Genomic DNA, 18,660 nt, shown 5'->3' with positions numbered 1-18,660 from the left:
CGGCTGGCTGCATACCTACAATCACCACCGCGGACACACCGCGCTCGCAGGCAAACCACCCGCCAGCCGCGTCCCCAACCTCTCAGGGCAATACACCTAGTGAAGGGGCTGGAAATCCCCGTGGGTCTGAACCCACTCCAGCGGAGGCAGTTGTCCCGCCTGCTTGACCAGGGCGCGGACGAACTGCGCGTCACCGGGCGCGAGATGAGGGCTGGCGGCGGCAAGGTGCCGTTCGGCCTTGCCGACGGCCGGGCCGCTGTCCGCGGGCGCGGGACGCGGGGGAGGGCTCTGGTGGATCAGGCGGGCGAGCGCGCCGATCCGGTGGAAGACCTGGTGCTCCTCCTCGGCAGACAGGACCGCGCCGTGCAGCGGCCGGCCCGGCACCGCGGTGACTACGACCGTGCGCAGCTGGGGGTCGGCGGCCACCAGCCGGGGCGCGGCCGTACCCAGGGTCGGCGCCCACGTCCGGTAGGCACGGTTGTGGACGGGGTTTCTCACTGACCATTGACCGCCCTGAGGCTGGGTTGTTCGAACACGGCCCGGAGTCTGTACGGCGGCGCACGGTGTCGTGAGGCTCCGGGGTGTGGCCGGCATGGGTCATCTCTTCCCATGCGGGTTCAACCCGTAGTCCTCGACGGTGGAGTTGGCGCTATCCGCCATCACCAGGGTCTCGCTGATGACGCCGGTTGGCGAGGAACCTATGCCGCGTGCCGGGCGGGCTTTGGCGATCCGGTTGAGCCGGCTACCGCGCGACTTCACACCCGACGTGACCGCTGCCGGGAAGATCACGAGGTGCCGGAGGCTTCAGTGCTGTCGTGCGTGCTCAGGCAGTGCGGTCTGCCCGGTGCTGTTCTGCGGGTGTGAGGTGGGCCAGGCACAGAGAGGGCTCGACGAACGGCTCCAGCCGGTCGACACCCAGGGGGGCGCGTACTTCCTTCAGGGCGCCGCGCATGAGGCCCAGGTGCAGGGAGCACACCACGTCGCGGTGCTCCTCTGCGATTTCCCGGAACGGGCAGTGGCGCAGCGGGATGACCGGGTCCGGCCGGTCCTGGGCGGGGCCGGGGGCGAAGCCGACGTCCGTGAGCACTTGGGTCAGCCGCCGGATGGCCTCCTCGATGTCGATGCGCTGGGCGGGAGAGGGAGTGTCGGCGAGGTAGCGGCCCCATGCCTCCCCGGCGTTGACCGCGGCCTGCGCGGGTTGCGGCAGTGCTTCGGTGATGAGGCCGGTGAGCATCTGGGCGAGTAGTTGGTAGCTGCGGCGGCCTGCCGGTACCTGGGAGGAGGCGGCGGCGCGGTAGACGGTGCGGGGCCTGCCCGGTCGGCCGCGCCCCTCGGTACTGCGCTCGGCGAGCCCCTCCTTGACCAGCGTGTCGAGGTGGAAGCGGGCTGTGTTGGAGTGCAGGCCGGTCTGCGCGGCGATCTCCCGGACCCCCACTGCTTCGGGCGCGGCGCGCAGTACGTCCAGTACATGGGCCCGGCTCTCGCCCACGGCGGGAGGCCAGCCCGGATCACGCAACGTCTGCTCACTCATTTCACCAATTTTACCCTGTGCGTCGTAGAAACGAGGGAAAATCTGGCGGCTGCGCCCCGCCGCCCCCGTCATTCGTCATCGGGGTCGTCGAGCCGGGCCAGCCAGGTCGCGAGGCGGTCGATGGGGATTTCGAACTCCGGGTTCAGGTCGACGAAGTACTGCAGCCGGTCGGCGAGCCGGGTCATGGTCACGGCGTCCTTGCCCCGGCGGTCCTGGAGTTCCTCGATCGCCTGGTCGGTGAGGTGCATCGCTCACTCTCTCGTGGGCCGTGCCGGTGTCACGGACTGTCGGGCTGCGCCGCCACCGGGGTGAGCTCGGAGCGGCGGCGGATCTGCATACCGGGGCGGCGACGGTGCACCGTCACGTAGGCCAGGCCCTCGGGACCCGCGGTGATGCTGCGTGTCGAGCCGTGCGGCAGCCACAGGAGTACTCCTTCGGCCAGTGGCAGCGCGCCTTCGGGGGTGTCCATCACGCCGTCACCGGTGACGACGAGGCACAGAACGTCCAGGTCGGGCTGGCGTGGGTGGCGATACGCTGCCCCGGCGGGCAGCCGGATCAGGTTAGCGTCGAGCTGGCGGCCGGACTCGGCCAGTTTCCACAGGACGCCGGTGGGTTCGGGGAGTTTGCCGGTGAGGGTCCGGACGTCGCACAGCATGCGTGCCACGGCAGCCTCCTCGGGCTGCCCGGTTGCCTGTGACTCAGGCATCGCCGTCCACCCGTGTGATGCGGATCTGCCACTGCTCGGGCCCGGACTCGACGTACTCCCAGGTGAAGCGGCCGGGGTGGGTGGCCTCGAACTCGCGGCGCAGCGGCTTGGGGTCGTGGTTGTTGACCAGGACGAAGGATTCTTGGGCGGCAAGGCGGGTGAAACGGGTGAAGATGCGCGGGTGACGCTGGCCGTGCGGAATCTCGCGGACGTCGACGACCGCCGGATCTTCCAGTCGGCCGCCCTGAAGGACGGTGATGAAGTCGCCGACGAGGGCGGACAGGTCGACTCCCGGCAGCGCCGCCAGGGCGGGCAGCAGCACGGCGCGCTCCATGCCGAGATGGACGGTGAGCATGCCCGCGAGGGTGCGGGCTGCCCCGGCGCGTTCAGCACGGTCGGTTGCGGCGGCCAGGGAATCGGCGTGCCGGCCGATCGTGCCGGCCGCAGCGCGCAGTGCCCGGACCAGCAGCCGGGTTCGGCCGCGCCGGACGCGGCAGCGTACAGCGTCTGCTCGGTGGCCGTCAGGAGGCGGTACAGCCGTTCGGTGAGCTTGGTGGTGAGCTCCTCGTGGGGCTCGGTGAGCGCGGCCAGCCATTCCAGCAGTTGCCGGTGGGTTTCCTCGACGACGGCCTGCGCCCGGACGTCAGGGTCGGTGTCGGTTGCCTGGATGAACACCTCTGCAGCGGGTGGCATACGTGACCTCTTCTTCTGGGCTGGGGCGTGTATGCCCGCGGGTACTGCCGCAATTATTACATGTGACTTCGTAAAAATGCTGGGCGGTCGGCGGCGCCGAAGAGCGTCCCGGCAGCTGGTGCCCTGGCATTTAGCCGTCTGCCGCTGCGTTCGGGTTTGGGCTGAACGGGGCCGTTCACGGCCTCTGGGCCTGCTGCAGTCCGCTCCGCATGGGCCGCTGGCCGAGGTGAAGCTGTGGAGTGCCTGGAGGAGGCCGGTGCGTTCGGTGTGCGGCATGGCGGTGACGATCCGGGTTACGTGCGCTCGTCGCGCCTCGGACACCTCGTGCACGACGTGACGCCCGTCGGTGAGGCGGATGAGGGACTCGCGTCGGCCGGCAGAGTTTGGTTCACGCCGAAACAGTCCTGGGCCACGACGCGTTCGGTCATTCGCAGTGCGGTGGAGGGCAGCACGTTCAGGGCCTGGGCGAGTGGGGTTCATCGCGCAGAGGGCGTCCGGCATGGCCAGTTGGCGAAACCGGGGAAGGGTGAGGGTCTCGTCGACGGCCGCCAGAGCGTGCGGAGACCTCCGTGAGCAGCCGGGCGGCCGTGAGGATGGCCGTGGCGACCTCGTCGGCCGGGCCACCGGCTGTCGTGGCGTGGCCTTCGGCCGGGGCGGACTCGGCAGTGCCGTGGTACATGGATTGTCCTGTCCCTTCTGGCCCTCAGCGGGTGGTCAAGTCCCTTGTCAACAGAGCCATTTGGGCCAGTCGGGCGGTGTCGTGTCGCCCGATGGGACTGGGGGTGCGCCTGGCAGTTGTCGTGGGGTGTTCTGCGTGCTGCGGGTTGGTGTGCCGGGAGGGCATCGGTGGACCGTCAGGCAGGACAGGCCGTTTTCGCCTGCTGTGAGGTCGGCGGTGGACCCGCGTGGCAGCCACAGCAGCGTTCCCTCGGTCAGATGTTGCGGTCCGTGCGGGATGGGGACGGTGGCGTCCCCGGCGAGGATCAGCAGGAGGACGTCCGGGTCCTGCTCGGTGTGGGTGTTGAGGTGTTGTCCGGGCAGCAGGTGGGTGATGCCGGCGTCGAGTTCGCGCCCGGGCGCGGACAGTCTCCACAGTTCGCCGGCCGGTGCCGCGGCAAGGGCGGTGAGGGCCCGCGTGTCGCACAGCAGTCGCGGCGCGGGGGTGCCCCGAGTGCCGTCGGAAGGCTGGCTGTTGGTGCCGGTTGTGGTGGTGGGCGAGTCAGTCATCAGGGGCGACCCGTCCGATGCGGACCTGCCACTGCAGGGGACCGGTCTGGAGGTAGTCCCAGGTGAAGGCGCCGGGGTGGGTGGCTTCGAACTCATGGCGCAGGGGTTCGGGATCGTGGTTGTCGACGAGGGTGAAGACTTCGCCGGGAGCCAGGCGGCCGTAGCGGGCGAAGACCTGGGGGTGGCGCTGACCATGGGGGGTGCCCGTGACGTCCAGCATGACGGACTGGTCGAGGCGGCCGCCGTCGAGGAGGATCGTGAAGTCTGCGGCCAGGATGGTGAGTTCGCCACCGAACAGGGAAGCGAGAGCGGGCAGGAGCACGGTCTGCTCCACCGCGAGGTGGGTGGTCAGGTGCGCCTCGATGCTCTGCGCGATGACCTTCGTACGGTGTGTGTCGTCGGTGCGAGTGAGGGCGTCGATGTCCTGCTCAAGTGCGGTCGCGGCGGCACGCAAGGCCCGGATGAGCAGGCGGGTTTCCGGGGAGCCTGCCGCGGGAGCGTACAGGGTCAGGTCGGTGGCGTTCAGGTGGCGGCGTACCGGGCCGGCGCAGAAGTCGGTCAGGGTCGCCAGGGCGGCCTCCCGGGCGTCGGCGCCCAGTTCCAGTTCGGTCAGCAGTGCGACCTTCGGCCGCAGCGCGGCGAGCAGCCGCTGCTGGCCGGTGCGGATCACGGTCCGGGCCTGGGCGGCCGGGTCGGTCTCGGTGGCCTGGATGAAGACCTCGGACGTCAGCGTCATAGCTCTGGCCCTTCTCCCTTCTCGCCCCGGACGGACGCAGTCAATTATTACATGTATTATTCGTAGAAACCTGGTGCTGTAAACCTCTGCCGATGGGAGGGAGGTGCGCCGATGACCTACGTGATCGCGCAGCCTTGTGTGGATGTGAAGGACAAGGCATGTGTCGAGGAGTGCCCGGTGGACTGCATCTACGAGGGGCAGCGGTCGCTGTACATCCACCCGGACGAGTGCGTGGACTGCGGGGCGTGCGAGCCGGTCTGCCCGGTCGAGGCGATCTTCTACGAGGAGGACGTGCCGGCCGAGTGGCGGGAGTACACCCGGGCGAACGCCGAGTTCTTCGACGCGCTCGGATCGCCCGGCGGTGCGGCCAAGCTGGGATTGATCGAGCGGGACCATCCGCTGATCGCCGCTCTTCCGCCACAGGGGGAGTGAGGGCGGCGGAAGCCGCCACGGCGCTGGGGCCGCTCGCCGAGCCTGGCACCCGCCCGGCCCGCTGAAGCGTGTCGTGCCCTCTCGGCCCGGACTGGGCGGTGGAGGCGGTCGCCGACTACGTGGAGAACGTCCGGCCGCGGTTCGGCTGCGACGACCATCCCGCGCTCTGGGTGACCGAGCGGGGCGGCCGGATCAAACCCTCGGAGATCAACGCCCGGTTCGTCGCCTACCGCGACGCGCTGAAGCTCCCGAAGCAACTCGTCGTCCACTCCGCTCGCCACGCCTACGTCACCCATCTGACCGAGGACGGTGTCGACCGGCGGTTTCTGCAGCAGCAAGTCGGTCACGAGAATGACAGCTCCACCGCCATCTACACCCACGTCAGCGACGACATCATGAACACCATGCTCCACAAGGCACTTGCGCCCGCACTCACTCCGACCGCCTCCGCAGACAAGGACCGCTGATGGCCGCGAAGCTGGACTACCACTGGCACCTTCGCAAGGTCATGGCCAACCGCGGATTCTTCTCCACCACGGATCTCATCCCGCTGCTGGAAGAACGCGGCATCACCCTGTCCTCCAGCCAGGTCTACCGGCTCGTCGTCGAGCGCCCCGAACGGCTCAGCCTGAAAATCCTCATGGCCCTGCTCGACATCCTCGACTGCACCATGGACGACCTCATCGAGCCCGTGGCTGCAGCCGGCGCCGAATCAACTACCCGGACTAAGAAGGCTGTTGGAGCCGAGACCGGTGTCGGTGGCCTGCGGCCCAAGCGAGCACGCATCCGCGGGCCCGAGCAATCGTGACCGCATCCGGGCGTCCCGATCGAGCCGTCTCCGACCCGATCGGGCTGATCGTGGACCTGGTCGGGGCCGTCGAATGTGAGCTGGAGCCCGACCGGATCCGCGCCGTGGTCACCAGCGTCGCGGGCGGCCGGGCGAAGTCACGCCGCCTCGCGTCGCATCTGGCCGAGCATTCCCGTGTGCTGACCGACGGGCGCTCTCCGGCGCCCAGGGCCGTCGGTGACCTGCTCATCGCCTTGCGGGAGGCCGGAGCCCAGGCGGTCTCGCCGCCGTGTTGCGCCGAGTGCGGCAGGCAGATGCGGACCCTCCAGCGCCGCGGCCAGGACTGGTACTGCGGGAACTGCGGACCGCGGCCCGAGCCGTGTGCTGCCTGCGGAAACACGCGCCGGGTCGCTTCACGCGACCGGGCCGGGCGACCACGGTGCGGCAAGTGCCCGGACTCCGACGGACGCGATCCCATCGCGGTGATCGGTGCCCTGATCGCCGAACTGGACCCGCAGGCAAAGCGGGAAGTGGTCACCGATGCGGTCCGCCGATCGGCACCCCGCCCCTCCTACCAGCAGAAACTCGCCTGGGCCCTGGAATCCAACCCCGCCCTGCTGACCGGGGACGGCCACCTTGCACCCCACCGCGCGATCCTCCGACTGATCGACCTGCTGCACGAGGCCGGCGTCGCAGGGATCGTCCGGCCGTCCTGCCCCCGCTGCCACAGAGTCGCACGGATCGACAAGCCCCTGGGCGGACAGCGGGTCTGCCGCACTTGCATCTCCCACTCCCGCATCGAGGAGTGCTCAGGCTGCGGAGCCCGCCGAGAGCCGGCCACCCGTGACGATCAAGGTCGGCCGCTGTGTCCGAACTGCCTGGTCAACGACCCTGCGAATCTTGAGCAGTGCACCCACTGCCGCAGACGAAGGGTCGTGCACACCCGCACGCCGGACGGTCCGCTCTGCTCGAGCTGTCCCTCCCTGCCCACCGCGACTTGCAGTATCTGCGGCGAGGAGAAGCCCTGCGGCACCTCCCGCACCACGGGTCGGCGATGGTGCCCGGACTGCCAGCGTCGCTCAGCGCTGTGTTCGGCCTGCGGAGGCGTCGCGGCGGTCGTCTCCGGAACTCTCGACCAGCCCCTTTGCGCGGACTGCACCGCCCCTGAGGTCTGGCGCACCTGTCCCACCTGCAGCGACCCCGACTACCCGCACCCCGGCCAGTGCGCTCGCTGCCTCATCAACCGGCGCCTCAACGAGCTGCTGGGTCCCCCGTCCGATGCCCTCCACTCCGGCCTCGAAGCCCTGCGGAACAACATCGCCACCACTGAGCACCCCATCACCGCCAGGCGGTGGCTGAACAAGCCGTCCGTGTCCCCGGTCCTGTCCGACCTCGCGGCAGGCCGACGAGCCCTGACTCACGAGGCCCTCGACGAACTGTCCGACAGCCCGCCCCTCGCCCACCTCCGCCAAGTCCTCGTCGGTGTCGGTTCGGTGCCCTGCCCGAGCGCGACGAGTACATGGGCCGCCTTGAACGCTTCCTCGCCAGCCTCTTCACATCCCAGCAGGACCCCGAACAGCGCAAACTCCTGCACCGGTACGCGATCTGGCACCTGGTCAGACGACTTCGCCGACGCAAGAACGGCCGCCCCCTTACCCCGCAGCGGTTCATATCCGCGCGTCAACGCACCCACGCGGCCATCGCTTTCCTGAACTGGCTGACGGCCCACGAACTCACCCTGGAGACCTGTCGCCAGGCCGACCTCGACCGGTGGCTCACCGACGACTCCGCCACCTACCGCCAGACTGCCGGGCACTTCATCCGCTGGGCCCGCACCAACAAGCTCACCGCCATCCACGTCCCCGCCATCCGCTGGAACGGCCCCACCCAGCCACTCGACGACGAGCACCGCTGGGAACGTCGCACGCCGGCTCCTGCACGACGACACCCTGAAACCCGAAGATCGTCTCGCAGGGCTGCTTCTCCTCCTCTATGCCCAAGGGGCGTCGGCGATCAGCCGGTTGACCATCGAGGACATCGAGGTCGGCGCTCAGGAAATTCGTCTTCACCTCGGCGATGCACCCGTCCAGTTGCCCAAGCCCGTCGCCGAACTGGCCCGTGTCGTCGCCGCGAACCGCAAGGGGCACGCGACCATCGGAGCCTTGGCCCCGTCCCCCTGGCTCTTTCCCGGCGGCCAGCCCGGACGCCCGATCAGCACCACGCAGCTGACACAGCGCCTGAACCAGCTCGGGATCCGGCCTAACCAGGCCTGCAGCACCGCGCTCTTCCAGCTCGCCACCGAGATCCCGGCCGCGATCCTCGCCCGCACCCTGGGCATCCACACCGACGTCGCCGTCGCCTGGCAACGTCTCTCCGCGGGCGACTGGGCCACCTACGCCGCCGAAGTCAGCCAGCGGCCGGTCAGGACAGATCAACACCCAGCATCGAATACATGATCATGTCTCGACGCTCCTCGCCTACCTGCTGCCAACTGCGGAGCAGGCCCTCACGCTGGAAGCCCACACGCTCAGCCGTCCGCTGTGACGCGGCATTCCACGGCTCGACATAGAGCTGAAGACGGGGAATCTGCAGGTCACCAAGGGCCCAGGCAGCGACCGCTCGAAGGGCTTTTGCAGCAACCCCCTGGCCACGAGCCGACCCGACCACCCAATAGCCCAGCGACGCACGGCCCTCGTTCAGATCCCTCAACCACAGGCCGACCGTCCCGAGCGGCCAGCCGTCCTCAACCCGCACGATGACGAACGGATACCCACTACCAGTAGACGCCCGCTCCCACTGCCGCCGGACGAAGGCTTCGCCCGCCTCCTGCGAGTACGCCGACGGAACGGTCGTGATCAACGGAATGTAATCGTCGCTCGACGCCTCCCGGACGAGAGGCAAATCGCCGAGCTCCCAGGAGCGGAGTACGAAACTGTCGCCTGCAACCAAGCGCGGGACGTCCAAGGGGGCAACCATGATCGCATCCTGCCGGGATCCCCACCGGGACGCACTCTCATTTCACCGCTGTGCCCAAGGCATTCGGACAGTTCCAATACCCGACGTCACCATTAGCACCGTTCACCGGTCTCCACGTCGACTACCTGATGGCGCTGCTCGACGACGAAGAGCAGAAGGCAGTAGAGGCGATGCTACGCACGGCGGTGGCCGCCACCGGGGTCGTCCTGTCGGCCGTGGAGGGCGCGCGGTGAGCCGGGGCGGACGGCGAGCCAGTCTGCCTCCGGCCGCGTGGGAGCCGCCGCAGCGGGGCGTCGTCCCCGGTGGAGACGGGACGCTGGTTCGGTTCCTCGAGGAATCGGGAGAGCAGTCCAAGGCGTATGACTTCTCCGCCCTCGAGGTCGAGCCCGAGCTGCAGCAGTGGATGGCCCGATGCTTCAGCCGGCGGATCAGCACCTCTCGCACCCCGGCCAAGCGGCTGAGGACCGCCAACAACCGATTCGACTCCCTGCGCGGCTTCGCGCAGGTGCTCGCCAGGCACCAGCCACCGCCTACGTGCGTGGCGCAGCTGGCGGAAGCGCACATCCGCGCATTTGTGGAGCACTACGACGGCCTTCCCAAGCGCCAGCACTCTGCCTTCAAGCAGCTGCGCACCGTATTGCGCAACGATCCCGAACTGCCCGAGGATGCCCGCCAGGTCCTGTTCAACATCAGGGTGAAACAGCCCGAGGTGGAACGCCCGGCGCCTACACGGAAGCCGACTGGCAGGCGATCACGACTGCAGCACGCAGAGACATCCGCCTGGGCCGGGAGCGGATCGAGGCCGGTCGGCGGCTGGTGGCCCGATGGCGCAGGAGCGATGGCCAGCTGAGCAGGGAGGAGGCAGAGCTCGGCGCGCTGCTGGACATGTTCGACCGCACCGGTGACCTGCCGCGTCAGCGCAGCGGCGACTACACGGGCGCGGTGCTGCGTGCAGGCGGCTTTCGTCAGATTTCCGGATGGTTGTGCCTGACCAAGTCGGAGGCGACGGCCTTCTGCCTGCTGCTGACCGCGCTGACCCAGGAGAACTTCGGCACCATCGCCAACTGGCCCGCCGCCCACTTCCACCCTGAGGGCGCCCAGGAGGATCCGCGCGTGCTCCTGGTCGAGGAGTCCAAGCCCCGCCGCGGCCCCGAGCGGGAGCACATGATCGCGGCTTTGGAGCACCTGCCCGACGACGTCGCCCACCTTCTCGGCGCCGAAGCCGACGAGCCCCGCCTCATGCGCTCGCCACTGCGCCTGTACCTGCTCCTGCTGTCCCTGACGGAGTTGCCGCGCCGCCACGGCAAAAGCAGCGGGGCGTTCGCGCTGCTCAACCTCGCCAGCGGCCGTTCAAGTCGCTGGTGCGTGGGAGTACGGGACAGCGATGTCCTGCGCTGGGCTCGATCGCACGGCTTTCCCGCAGCCCGCCACGCCACCCCTGGCCGACCGGGAGTGGACACAGGCCGGATCCGGCAAACCGCCCTGGAACGCCGACAGCATCCCGTGGCGCACTCGCGTCGCACCCACAACGACATCTACCTCAAGGGCAGCAGGACCGTGCAGGCCGACAGCCGGCGCGTCGTCGGCGCGGCGCTGCGCCAGGAGGTCGCCAAGGCCCGCGTCTTCCAAGCCGTTCCGGTCTTCACCGCGGACTTCGTGGCCTGGGCCCGTGAGCACCTGGCCGAGGCCGCCGCGCAGACGGGCCTGGAGCCCCGGGCGCTGAAGGACCTTCTCGACGCCCAGCGGGACACGCCGACTGTCGCCTGCGTGGACCACCTCGCGAGCCCCGTCTCTGAGCCCGGACAGCCGTGCACGGCCTCGATCCTCCAGTGCCTCACCTGTGAAAACGCCCGCGCACTGCCGCACCACCTGCCAGTTCAACTCGCGGTGCACGACGGCATTCTCCAGCGGCGTCCCCACCTGGACCCGCCCGTGTGGCAGGCCCGTTTTCACGCGCCGTTCCAGCAACTGGAGGAGATCATCGACCACTTCACCGATGCCGAGCACCGACAGGCCCGACAGGACCTCACCGCGGAGAAACAGCGGCTGGTCGACGACCTGCTCGACGGCCGCTGGGACCTGCGATGACCATCGCCCTCGCCCCTGCCACAATCCCGGACGGCACATGGCCGGCCGCCGACATCGTCGTCCTGCGCGGCAGGCCGCTGCGCGCCGGAACCGACCGGGCGACCCTGTCCCGCTTCGGCGACCCCGTCTGGCACATCAAGCCCGCTCATCCCGACGCCCACCTCAACATCACGCCACTGACCTGGAGCTACTACCCAACGATTTTCGAGCGGCCCTTCAAGACCTTCTTCCTCGCCGCGCTCGACCACCCCTACCCCGGCAACCCGGACACCGTCCAGCGCGGCGCCGAGCGCGCGAGCGTGGCGACGTTCCGTTACTGGTTCGTGGACCTGCAGGTCTTCGCCAAGTGGCTCATCAGCAGGGATGTCCACCGTCTGTGCGACGTCACAGAACGCCATCTGGACGCCTACCGCACCTACGTGCTCAACCTGGCCCGCAAGACCGGCCGCAAGGCGGACCTTCTGGCCGCGGTACGCACGCTGTGGCTCTACGGACCGCACCTGCCTGCCGAGGGCCGGCTCGCCACCGGCTACCCCTGGCCCGGAGCACCCGAGGAGGACCTCAAGAGCTCTTCCGGGGGTCGTGAGAACAAGACGCCACGTATCGCGCCGGCGACCATGACGGCGCTGCTCGCCTGGGCTCTGCGCGTCATCGAGGAGGTCGGCCCCGACGTCCGGGATGCCTGGGTCGCGCATCAGCAGTTCCGAGCGGGAATCCACCCCTCCCAGGCGGAATTCCACGGCCTGGCCACGGCCGAACGCATCGCGCGCTTCATCGCACGCTGCCGCCGCGACGGAACCCCGCTTCCCGGTCACCCGACGAAGGACGGGCAAAGGGTCATCAACTACTCAGGCATCCAGCGGATGGTCCAGACGACCACGGCCTTCAGCTTCACTTCCAACCAGAAGCGCGTACTCCAGGAGTCGGGGCTGCCGATCGCCGAGGACGCCTACGTGGGCCAGATCGCCGGCCGGATTGACGGCCGTCCCTGGCGTGAGGCGCCCATTGCCGTGTCCGACCTGCGCAACCTCATCCGCATGGTGGCTGCCGCGTGCTTTGTGGTGATCTGCTATCTCAGCGGGGCTCGCCCCGGAGAGGTGCTCAACCTGCGTCCCGGCTGCCGGGCGAGGGACGAAGACACCGGCGAACTGCTGATCATCGGGCGCCGCGGCAAGGGCTACGACCGCGCATCGCTCGCGGAGACCGACAGCACGCCCACGGACAGGCGGCCGTGGGTCGTCGTCGCCCCGGTGCACGACGCCATCGCGTTGCTGGAGAGCTTCGGCGACTACGCCTTCTTGTTCCCCGCCAGCTTCACCAACGCCCACACCAAGAGGCCGAACGACTTCAATGCCCGGCAAGCCGAGTCGATCACCCGGGACCTCGAGGCGTTCGTGGACTGGGTCAACACCACCTTCGGCCGCCCCGGCGCGGACGTCCCCATCCCGCCGGACCCGACCAAGCACCTGCATGCCTCGCGGTTCAGGAGAACGCTGGCCTACTTCATCGTCCGCCGGCCCCGCGGCCTGGTGGCAGCCGCGCTGCAGTACGCCCATGTCCACACCAAAGTCACCCTGAGCTATGCCGGCCGGGACGACTCCTCCTGGATGGACGACGTCCACCTGGAGACCCTGGAGATGGTGCTGGAACAGAACGAACATGACGCCCAGCTGCTCAGGGAGGGCGAACACGTCTCCGCCGCCGGGGAGTACCGCCACCGTGTGCAGACACGCGCGCGATTCGCCGGACGCGTCGTCACCGCCGGCCGGAGCGTGGAGCGGCTGCTGGACCAGGCGAATCCGAACATCCACCACGGCGAAGGCATGACCTGCGTGTGGCGGCGCGAGACAGCCGAGACCGCCGGCGACGTCAGCGGCGAACTGCCGGGGGCCACGCTGCTCGGGCACATGAACCGGGCCAATCCGCACTGGGCGGCGCTGGAGACGGGCAGCGTCCTGCTGCTGACGTTCACCGGCCCGCACTCCTATGTGTCGCCCACGGTGTACGAGAAGACTCCGGCCGCCCCCACCTGGAACTTCACCGCCGTGCATGTCCGGGGCGTGGTCGAGAAGATCGACTCGATCGAGGAGACGCTGGGCGTGGTGCAGTCCACCGTGCGGGCCTACGAAGGGGCGTTCGGCGACGGCTGGGACATGACCGAGTCGCTCGACTACTTCCGCAAGATCGTGCCCGACGTGGGGGCCTTCCGGTTCACGGTGACCGGGGCCGAGGGCATGTTCAAGCTCAGCCAGGAGCAGCCGGGCGAGGTGCGCGAGCGGGTGCGGGACGCGTTCGGGCAGAGCGGGTGCGCGTACAAGCGCGAGGTCGCCGGGCTGATGAACCGGCTGCCGTGACGTGCCGCGGGCGTCGGCGCCGGGAACTCAGGCGCTGACGGCCGCCGGCCGGATCCGCTCGGCTAGACCCTCGGGACGCGTGTTCTCCCCGGGGACGCCCGCCGCCGTCGCGGCCAGGTCCTCGACGCGCCTCAGCTCGGGGATCTCCGCGTGCTCCGCCGGCGTGCCGAGGCCCTCCAGGGCGCTGGCGGCCGCGCTGTCCAGCGTGGTCATCACCCACTGCTCGAAGTCGACGCCCAGTTGCTCCGCGGCCCTGTGCCACCGCTGGAAGCGGCTGCCGGGGACCTCCAGGCGGCGGCTCGGCTCGGTGGGAGCGCACGGCTGCCGGCTCTGGCGCTCGGCGCGGATGGCGCCGCGCAGCTGCTTGGTGGTCCACTGCCGCTGCTCGGCGCGGTCGAGCCAGAGTTCCTGTTCCTCGACCGGCATGGAAGCCAGCTCGGCGTGGTGCTGGAAGCTCAGGGCGGGCCGGCGCCGGGTGAGGTCGAAGCGCCGTGAGACCCAGGCGTAGTTGCGCAGGGTCTGGTACGACAGGCCCGCGGCGCGTATCCCCCGCTGGTACCGGTCGGTGTAGTGGTCCTTGCCGTACACGAGCCAGTCGCCCAGCCACCAGCAGGACGAGTCGAGGACGTCGGCGAGCTGGCGCCCGGCCCGCTCCCACTCGTCGTAGGCCATCTTGGCCGGCATCTGCAGGCCCACCCTGGTGGTCAGGACCTGGCCGCGGCGCGGCCCCCGCGGGGCGCGGCTGGCGCGGCGGGCGGCGGGGGCTGCGGGAGGGCGGTTGCCGGGCTGCCGTGCGACCCTGCGGTCTGACCGGCCTGACGCGTCATCATGCCTCCATGGAAAGGGTCCACATAACCGGCGAGAAGCCTCGCAGCGCGGGGTGGAGCAGGGCCGGAGTGGCACTCGAACGGTTGCGCGTCGAACATCTCCGTGGCATGGCGCCGCCCGTCCGGTGGCATCATCGGTGAACTCCCGCGCGCCGGCGGCCCGGCCGTGGGGACGACCGCCCGGGGTGCTGTCCCGCCGACGGGACACCACGCGACCGCGCCGGAATCAGGGTCGCCGAAGGGATGCCGCCGCACACCGACGAGGCGGCGTACTCCGGCGTGGTGCCGGTGTACGCCGCCCGGGGTGGAAGGGGGTGCGGGAAGTGGCCCGCCTGGGCATGGCGTTACTTCGCGTCGCTGTTGAACTTGGCGGTCGACCAGCGGTAGCCGAGGACGGCGAGGCCGAGGCACCAGGCGAGGGCGATCCACCAGTTGTCGCCGATGTGGGTGCCGAGGAGGAGTCCGCGCAGGGTCTCGATGGCGGGGGTGAAGGGCTGGTAGTGGGCGATGGGCTGGAACCAGCCGGGCATCGAGTGCAGCGGGACGAACGCGCTGGACAGCAGGGGGAGCAGGATCAGGGGCATCGCGTTGTTGCTCGCGGCCTCCGCGTTGGGGCTGACCAGGCCCATGCCGACCGCGATCCAAGGTGAGCGCCAGGGCGAACAGGACGATCAGGCCGAGCGCGGCGAGCCAGTCCAGGACGGTGGCGTCGTGGGAGCGGAAGCCGATGGCGACGCCGACGGCGCCGACGAGGACCACGCTCAGCACCGACTGCAGGACGCTGCCGATGACATGTCCGATGAGGATGGAGCCGCGGTGGATGGCCATGGTGCGGAAGCGGGCGATGATGCCCTCGCTCATGTCGGTGGAGACGGACACCGCGGTGCCGATGGTGGTGGAGCCGATGGTCATCAGCAGGATGCCGGGCACGAGGTAGGCGATGTAGGCCGAGCGGCCGGCGCCGCCGCTCATCGCGTTGCCGAAGATGTAGACGAACAGCAACAGCAGCATGATCGGCGTCAGCAGCAGGTTCAGGGTGAGGGAGGGGTAGCGCCGGGCGTGCAGCAGGTTGCGGCGCAGCATGGTGGAGGAGTCGCGCACGGCGAGGGAGAGGGAGCTCATCGCAGGGTCTCCTTGGGCTGGTTCGGCTGGCTGGGCACGGCGGCGCTGTCGGTCAGCGCGAAGAACACGTCGTCGAGGTCGGGGGTGTGCACGGTCAGTTCGTCGGCCTCGATGCCGGCCGAGTCCAGCCAGTCGAGGATGGAGCGCAGCTCGCGCTGGGTGCCGCCGCTGGGGATCTGCAGGCCCAGCGCCTCGTCGTCCCGGGTGACCTCGCGCAGGGCGGATGCGGCGGACCGGTAGGCGGCCGGGTCGGTGAAGCGGAGCCGGACGTGCCCGCCCGGGACCAGCCGCTTCAGCTCCTCGGCGGTGCCCTCCGCGGCGATCTTGCCGTCGTGCAGGACGGCGATGCGGTCGGCGAGCTGGTCGGCCTCCTCCAGGTACTGGGTGGTGAGGAAGACGGTCGTACCGCCGGAGACCAGCTCGCGGATGATGCCCCACATGGTGTGGCGGGAGCGCGGGTCGAGGCCGGTGGTCGGCTCGTCCAGGAAGATGATCCGCGGGTTGCCCACCAGGGTCATGGCGATGTCCAGGCGGCGCTTCATGCCGCCGGAGTAGGTGGAGGCGGGCTTCGCGGCCTCCACCAGGTCGAAGCGCTCCAGCAGTTCGGCGGCGACCCGTCGGCCCTCGGCCTTGGACAGGTGGTGCAGGTCCGCCATGAGGAGCATGTTCTCCTCGCCGGTGATCAGCCCGTCGACGGCGGAGAACTGCCCGGTGACGCCGATCGCGGCGCGCACGGCCTGGGCGTCGGTGGCGAGGTCGTGGCCGGCGACGCGCAGGTCGCCGGCGTCGGCGGTGATGAGGGTGGAGAGGATCTTGACGGCGGTGGTCTTGCCGGCGCCGTTCGGGCCGAGCAGGGAGAAGATCGTGCCTTCCGGGACGGCCAGGTCGATGCCGTCGAGCACGACCTTGTCGCCGTAGGACTTGCGCAGCCCGTTCGCCGCGATGGCCAGAGTTCGCATGAGAGGTACTCCTTCGGGGGCGGCGGTGGTCAGAGGCTGCGGGCGGTGATGTCGCCGTACGAGGTGGTGGCGTGGATGGTCAGCTCGGTCTTGCCGTCGTTCTTCAGGGTGCTGCTGACGCGGCCGTAGCCGGTGCCCGCGTCCAGGGAGGCGGAGACGCCGCGGGCGGCGCCGACCGTGATGTCGCCGTGCTCGGTGCGCAGCGTGACGGTGCCGTGCACGGCCTCGGCGATGTCCAGGTCGCCCTTCTGGGTCCGGATCTCCCCGGGGCCGCCCAGGCGCCCGACCGAGATGTCGCCGGCCTGGAGGGCGAGGCGGGCACCCGCGGTCTCGTCCAGCTTGACCGAGCCGTGCGCGCCGTCGAAGGCGACGTCGCCGAGCCGCCCGACGCCGCGGAGTTCGGCGCTGGCCGCCTTCGCCTCGACGCGGGAGCCGGCGGGCAGCTTGACGGTCACGTCGACGGCTCCGGAGGGGCCGAAGTACTGGTTCTTGGCCGCCCGGGCCGCGATCCGCAGGACGCCGTCGCAGTAGACGACCGTCATCTCCTCGGCCGCCTTGACGTCGCGGCTCTTGCCGGCGTTGGCGGGCAGGACCTCGACCGTGGTGTCGGCCCGGTCGGCGGCGATGAGCTGGATGCGTCCGGCGGGGATGTCGAGGACGGCGGAGATGGGGGCCGGGGTGTCGAACTGCTGCGTCTTGTGCTCGGTCTTCTGCATCGTGCGCTCCTTCGGTTCGTCGTTTCCGATATGGAAAACGCTACGTTGCTTTCAAAGGTCGAGCAACAGCGCTGTTGCGTATAATCACAATTTTCGCAGCTCAGAGGCGATAAATCATTGCAACGGTCCTGGCTTTAACGCAACGACAGCCCCGGTGTTCATTGCAATGCATTGAGGGTGAACGCACCGGCCGCCGTGGTGGACAGGGCCGCCCGGAAGCGGTCGAGGAAGGTGTCCACCTCACGGTCCGACACGGTCAGCGGCGGGGCGAGCCGGATGACGTCCGGCGTCACCGCGTTCACCAGGAGGCCGTTGTCCTGGGCCGCCTGCTGCAGGCGCGCCGCCAGGTTCCCCTCGAGCGCGACGCCCACCAGGAGGCCGGCGCCGCGTACGGCGCGCACCAGCGGGTGGGCCAGGGCCTCCAGGCCGCGCCGCAGCCGCTCGCCCGCCCACCTCACGTGGTCGAGGACGCCTTCCTGCTCGATGGTGTCCAGTACGGCGAGGGCGGCCGCGCACACCACGGGGTTCCCGCTGAAGGTGGAGCCGTGCGCGCCGGGCGTGAACAGCTCCGCGGCCGGGCCGAAGGCGAGCGTGGCGCCGATGGGCAGACCGCCGCCCAGGCCCTTGGCGAGGGTGACGACGTCCGCCTCGACGCCCTCGGCCTCGGCCGCGAACCAGCGGCCCGTGCGCCCGATGCCGGTCTGGATCTCGTCCAGGACCAGGAGCGTTCCGGTCGCCGCGGTGATCTCGCGGGCGGCTTGCAGGTAGCCGGGCGGCGGTACGACCACGCCGTTCTCCCCCTGCACCGGCTCCAGCACCAGCAGCGCGGTGCGCGGGGTGACGGCGCTGCGCAGGGCCTCGACGTCTCCGTACGGCACATGGCTGACCTCGCCCGGCAGCGGCAGGAAGGGGCGCTGCTTGGCGCTCTGCCCGGTGAGCGCGAGGGCCCCCATGGTGCGGCCGTGGAAGCCGCCGGTGGCCGACACCATGTGCGTACGGCCGGTGAGCCGGCCCAACTTGAAGGCGGCCTCGTTGGCCTCGGCGCCGGAGTTGGAGAAGTAGACCCGGCCCGGGCGTCCGGCGAGCTGCAGCAGGCGCTCGGCGAGGCGCACGGTCGGTTCGGCGATGAACAGGTTCGAGACGTGTCCCAGACGGCCCACCTGCTCCGAGACGGCCCGTACGACCGCGGGATGCGCGTGGCCGAGCGCGTTGACGGCGATGCCGCCGAGGAAGTCGAGGTACTCGTTGCCCTCGGCGTCCCAGACCCGGGCGCCCCGGCCGCCCACCAGAGGCGGCCGCGGGGTGCCGAAGTTGTCATCATGACGCCCTGCCAGCGGCGGGTCAGCGCCGCGTTGCCCTCCCCGGTGACGTCCGCGCCGTCGCCCGTGCCCGCGCCCGTGCCCGCGCTCATTAGGGCGCGTATCGGGTCGTGATCAATCTGTCGATTTGCCCTCGTGGTGAGGCCCTGGACCGGTAGATCTTTTTCCGTGACGCGAGTGCAACTGA

General features: G+C 69.9%; 19 protein-coding genes and 2 pseudogenes. 8 read left to right on the top strand and 13 right to left on the bottom strand.

The window, feature by feature from the left end; genetic code table 11:
• Window positions 1-96: 96 nt before the first annotated feature.
• The 7 genes from ABZV31_RS37435 to ABZV31_RS37405 all read right to left on the bottom strand — a co-directional run bounded on the left by ABZV31_RS37435 (window position 97) and on the right by ABZV31_RS37405 (window position 4,893).
• Window positions 97-498, bottom strand: a complete 402-nt coding sequence (locus ABZV31_RS37435; protein ID WP_355901300.1) for a phosphotransferase — start codon at window positions 496-498, stop codon at window positions 97-99.
• 325 nt (window positions 499-823) lie between these two features.
• Complete coding sequence (locus ABZV31_RS37430) at window positions 824-1,531, bottom strand: helix-turn-helix domain-containing protein (RefSeq protein WP_355901299.1); 708 nt, start codon at window positions 1,529-1,531, stop codon at window positions 824-826.
• 68 nt (window positions 1,532-1,599) lie between these two features.
• On the bottom strand, window positions 1,600-1,779 hold the full coding sequence (locus tag ABZV31_RS37425; protein WP_355901298.1) for a DUF6104 family protein: 180 nt from the start codon (window positions 1,777-1,779) through the stop codon (window positions 1,600-1,602).
• Window positions 1,780-1,808: 29 nt separating this feature from the next.
• Window positions 1,809-2,186 (bottom strand): hypothetical protein, encoded by a 378-nt coding sequence (locus tag ABZV31_RS37420; RefSeq protein WP_355901301.1) that lies wholly within the window; start codon window positions 2,184-2,186, stop codon window positions 1,809-1,811.
• A gap of 43 nt (window positions 2,187-2,229) precedes the next feature.
• On the bottom strand, window positions 2,230-2,592 hold the full coding sequence (locus ABZV31_RS37415; RefSeq protein ID WP_355901297.1) for a DUF2249 domain-containing protein: 363 nt from the start codon (window positions 2,590-2,592) through the stop codon (window positions 2,230-2,232).
• Window positions 2,593-3,656: 1,064 nt separating this feature from the next.
• The gene (locus tag ABZV31_RS37410; protein ID WP_355901296.1) at window positions 3,657-4,157 is read right to left on the bottom strand and encodes a hypothetical protein; all 501 of its coding nucleotides are present in this window, start codon (window positions 4,155-4,157) and stop codon (window positions 3,657-3,659) included.
• Window positions 4,150-4,893, bottom strand: coding sequence for a DUF2249 domain-containing protein (locus tag ABZV31_RS37405; protein ID WP_355901295.1), 744 nt, complete (start codon window positions 4,891-4,893; stop codon window positions 4,150-4,152). The genes ABZV31_RS37410 and ABZV31_RS37405 overlap by 8 nt, the downstream gene beginning before the upstream one ends.
• A 111-nt stretch (window positions 4,894-5,004) precedes the next feature.
• Between ABZV31_RS37405 and fdxA the strand changes: the two genes are divergently transcribed.
• From fdxA to ABZV31_RS37385, 4 genes are all read left to right on the top strand, one after another.
• Complete coding sequence (gene fdxA / locus ABZV31_RS37400) at window positions 5,005-5,325, top strand: ferredoxin (RefSeq protein ID WP_355901294.1); 321 nt, start codon at window positions 5,005-5,007, stop codon at window positions 5,323-5,325.
• Between the two features lie 68 nt (window positions 5,326-5,393).
• Window positions 5,394-5,792, top strand: a complete 399-nt coding sequence (locus tag ABZV31_RS37395) for a tyrosine-type recombinase/integrase (protein ID WP_355901293.1) — start codon at window positions 5,394-5,396, stop codon at window positions 5,790-5,792.
• Entirely contained in the window at window positions 5,792-6,133 is a 342-nt protein-coding gene (locus ABZV31_RS37390) for a helix-turn-helix transcriptional regulator (RefSeq protein ID WP_355901292.1), read from the top strand. The genes ABZV31_RS37395 and ABZV31_RS37390 overlap by 1 nt, the downstream gene beginning before the upstream one ends.
• Before the next feature lie 2,000 nt (window positions 6,134-8,133).
• On the top strand, window positions 8,134-8,568 hold the full coding sequence (locus ABZV31_RS37385) for a hypothetical protein (RefSeq protein WP_355901291.1): 435 nt from the start codon (window positions 8,134-8,136) through the stop codon (window positions 8,566-8,568).
• Here the strand turns inward: ABZV31_RS37385 and ABZV31_RS37380 are convergent.
• Window positions 8,534-9,088 carry a GNAT family protein gene (locus ABZV31_RS37380; protein ID WP_355901290.1) on the bottom strand — a complete coding sequence of 185 codons (555 nt, stop codon included), beginning with the start codon at window positions 9,086-9,088 and terminating at the stop codon, window positions 8,534-8,536. The two genes, ABZV31_RS37385 and ABZV31_RS37380, sit on opposite strands and share 35 nt — an antisense overlap.
• A gap of 50 nt (window positions 9,089-9,138) precedes the next feature.
• On the opposite strand from ABZV31_RS37380, the gene ABZV31_RS37375 reads away from it, so the two are divergent.
• From ABZV31_RS37375 to ABZV31_RS37360, 4 genes are read left to right on the top strand one after another with little or no spacing between them, the layout of a single operon-like run.
• On the top strand, window positions 9,139-9,321 hold the full coding sequence (locus tag ABZV31_RS37375; RefSeq protein ID WP_355901289.1) for a hypothetical protein: 183 nt from the start codon (window positions 9,139-9,141) through the stop codon (window positions 9,319-9,321).
• Entirely contained in the window at window positions 9,318-9,938 is a 621-nt protein-coding gene (locus tag ABZV31_RS37370) for a hypothetical protein (RefSeq protein ID WP_355901288.1), read from the top strand. Before ABZV31_RS37375 ends, ABZV31_RS37370 begins: the two co-directional genes overlap by 4 nt.
• The gene (locus ABZV31_RS37365) at window positions 9,905-11,176 is read left to right on the top strand and encodes a hypothetical protein (protein WP_355901287.1); all 1,272 of its coding nucleotides are present in this window, start codon (window positions 9,905-9,907) and stop codon (window positions 11,174-11,176) included. The genes ABZV31_RS37370 and ABZV31_RS37365 overlap by 34 nt, the downstream gene beginning before the upstream one ends.
• On the top strand, window positions 11,173-13,530 hold the full coding sequence (locus tag ABZV31_RS37360) for an FMN-binding negative transcriptional regulator (protein WP_355901286.1): 2,358 nt from the start codon (window positions 11,173-11,175) through the stop codon (window positions 13,528-13,530). Before ABZV31_RS37365 ends, ABZV31_RS37360 begins: the two co-directional genes overlap by 4 nt.
• Before the next feature lie 27 nt (window positions 13,531-13,557).
• On the opposite strand, the gene ABZV31_RS37355 is transcribed toward ABZV31_RS37360, so the two are convergent.
• The 5 genes and pseudogenes from ABZV31_RS37355 to ABZV31_RS37335 all read right to left on the bottom strand — a co-directional run bounded on the left by ABZV31_RS37355 (window position 13,558) and on the right by ABZV31_RS37335 (window position 18,475).
• Window positions 13,558-14,226, bottom strand: a complete 669-nt coding sequence (locus ABZV31_RS37355; RefSeq protein ID WP_355901285.1) for an LmbU family transcriptional regulator — start codon at window positions 14,224-14,226, stop codon at window positions 13,558-13,560.
• Window positions 14,227-14,701: 475 nt separating this feature from the next.
• Window positions 14,702-15,479, bottom strand: a pseudogene (locus tag ABZV31_RS37350) (ABC transporter permease).
• On the bottom strand, window positions 15,476-16,438 hold the full coding sequence (locus ABZV31_RS37345) for an ATP-binding cassette domain-containing protein (RefSeq protein ID WP_355901284.1): 963 nt from the start codon (window positions 16,436-16,438) through the stop codon (window positions 15,476-15,478). Before ABZV31_RS37345 ends, ABZV31_RS37350 begins: the two are co-directional and overlap by 4 nt.
• A 29-nt stretch (window positions 16,439-16,467) precedes the next feature.
• Complete coding sequence (locus tag ABZV31_RS37340; RefSeq protein ID WP_355901283.1) at window positions 16,468-17,154, bottom strand: DUF4097 family beta strand repeat-containing protein; 687 nt, start codon at window positions 17,152-17,154, stop codon at window positions 16,468-16,470.
• A gap of 158 nt (window positions 17,155-17,312) precedes the next feature.
• A pseudogene (locus ABZV31_RS37335) lies at window positions 17,313-18,475 on the bottom strand (acetylornithine transaminase).
• Window positions 18,476-18,660: the final 185 nt, after the last annotated feature.

Source organism: Streptomyces sp. NPDC005202 (assembly GCF_040608235.1).
Classification (GTDB): Bacteria; Actinomycetota; Actinomycetes; order Streptomycetales; family Streptomycetaceae; genus Streptomyces.
Note: the sequence above shows the minus strand (reverse complement) of the source record. Positions and strands in the feature narration are given on the sequence as shown.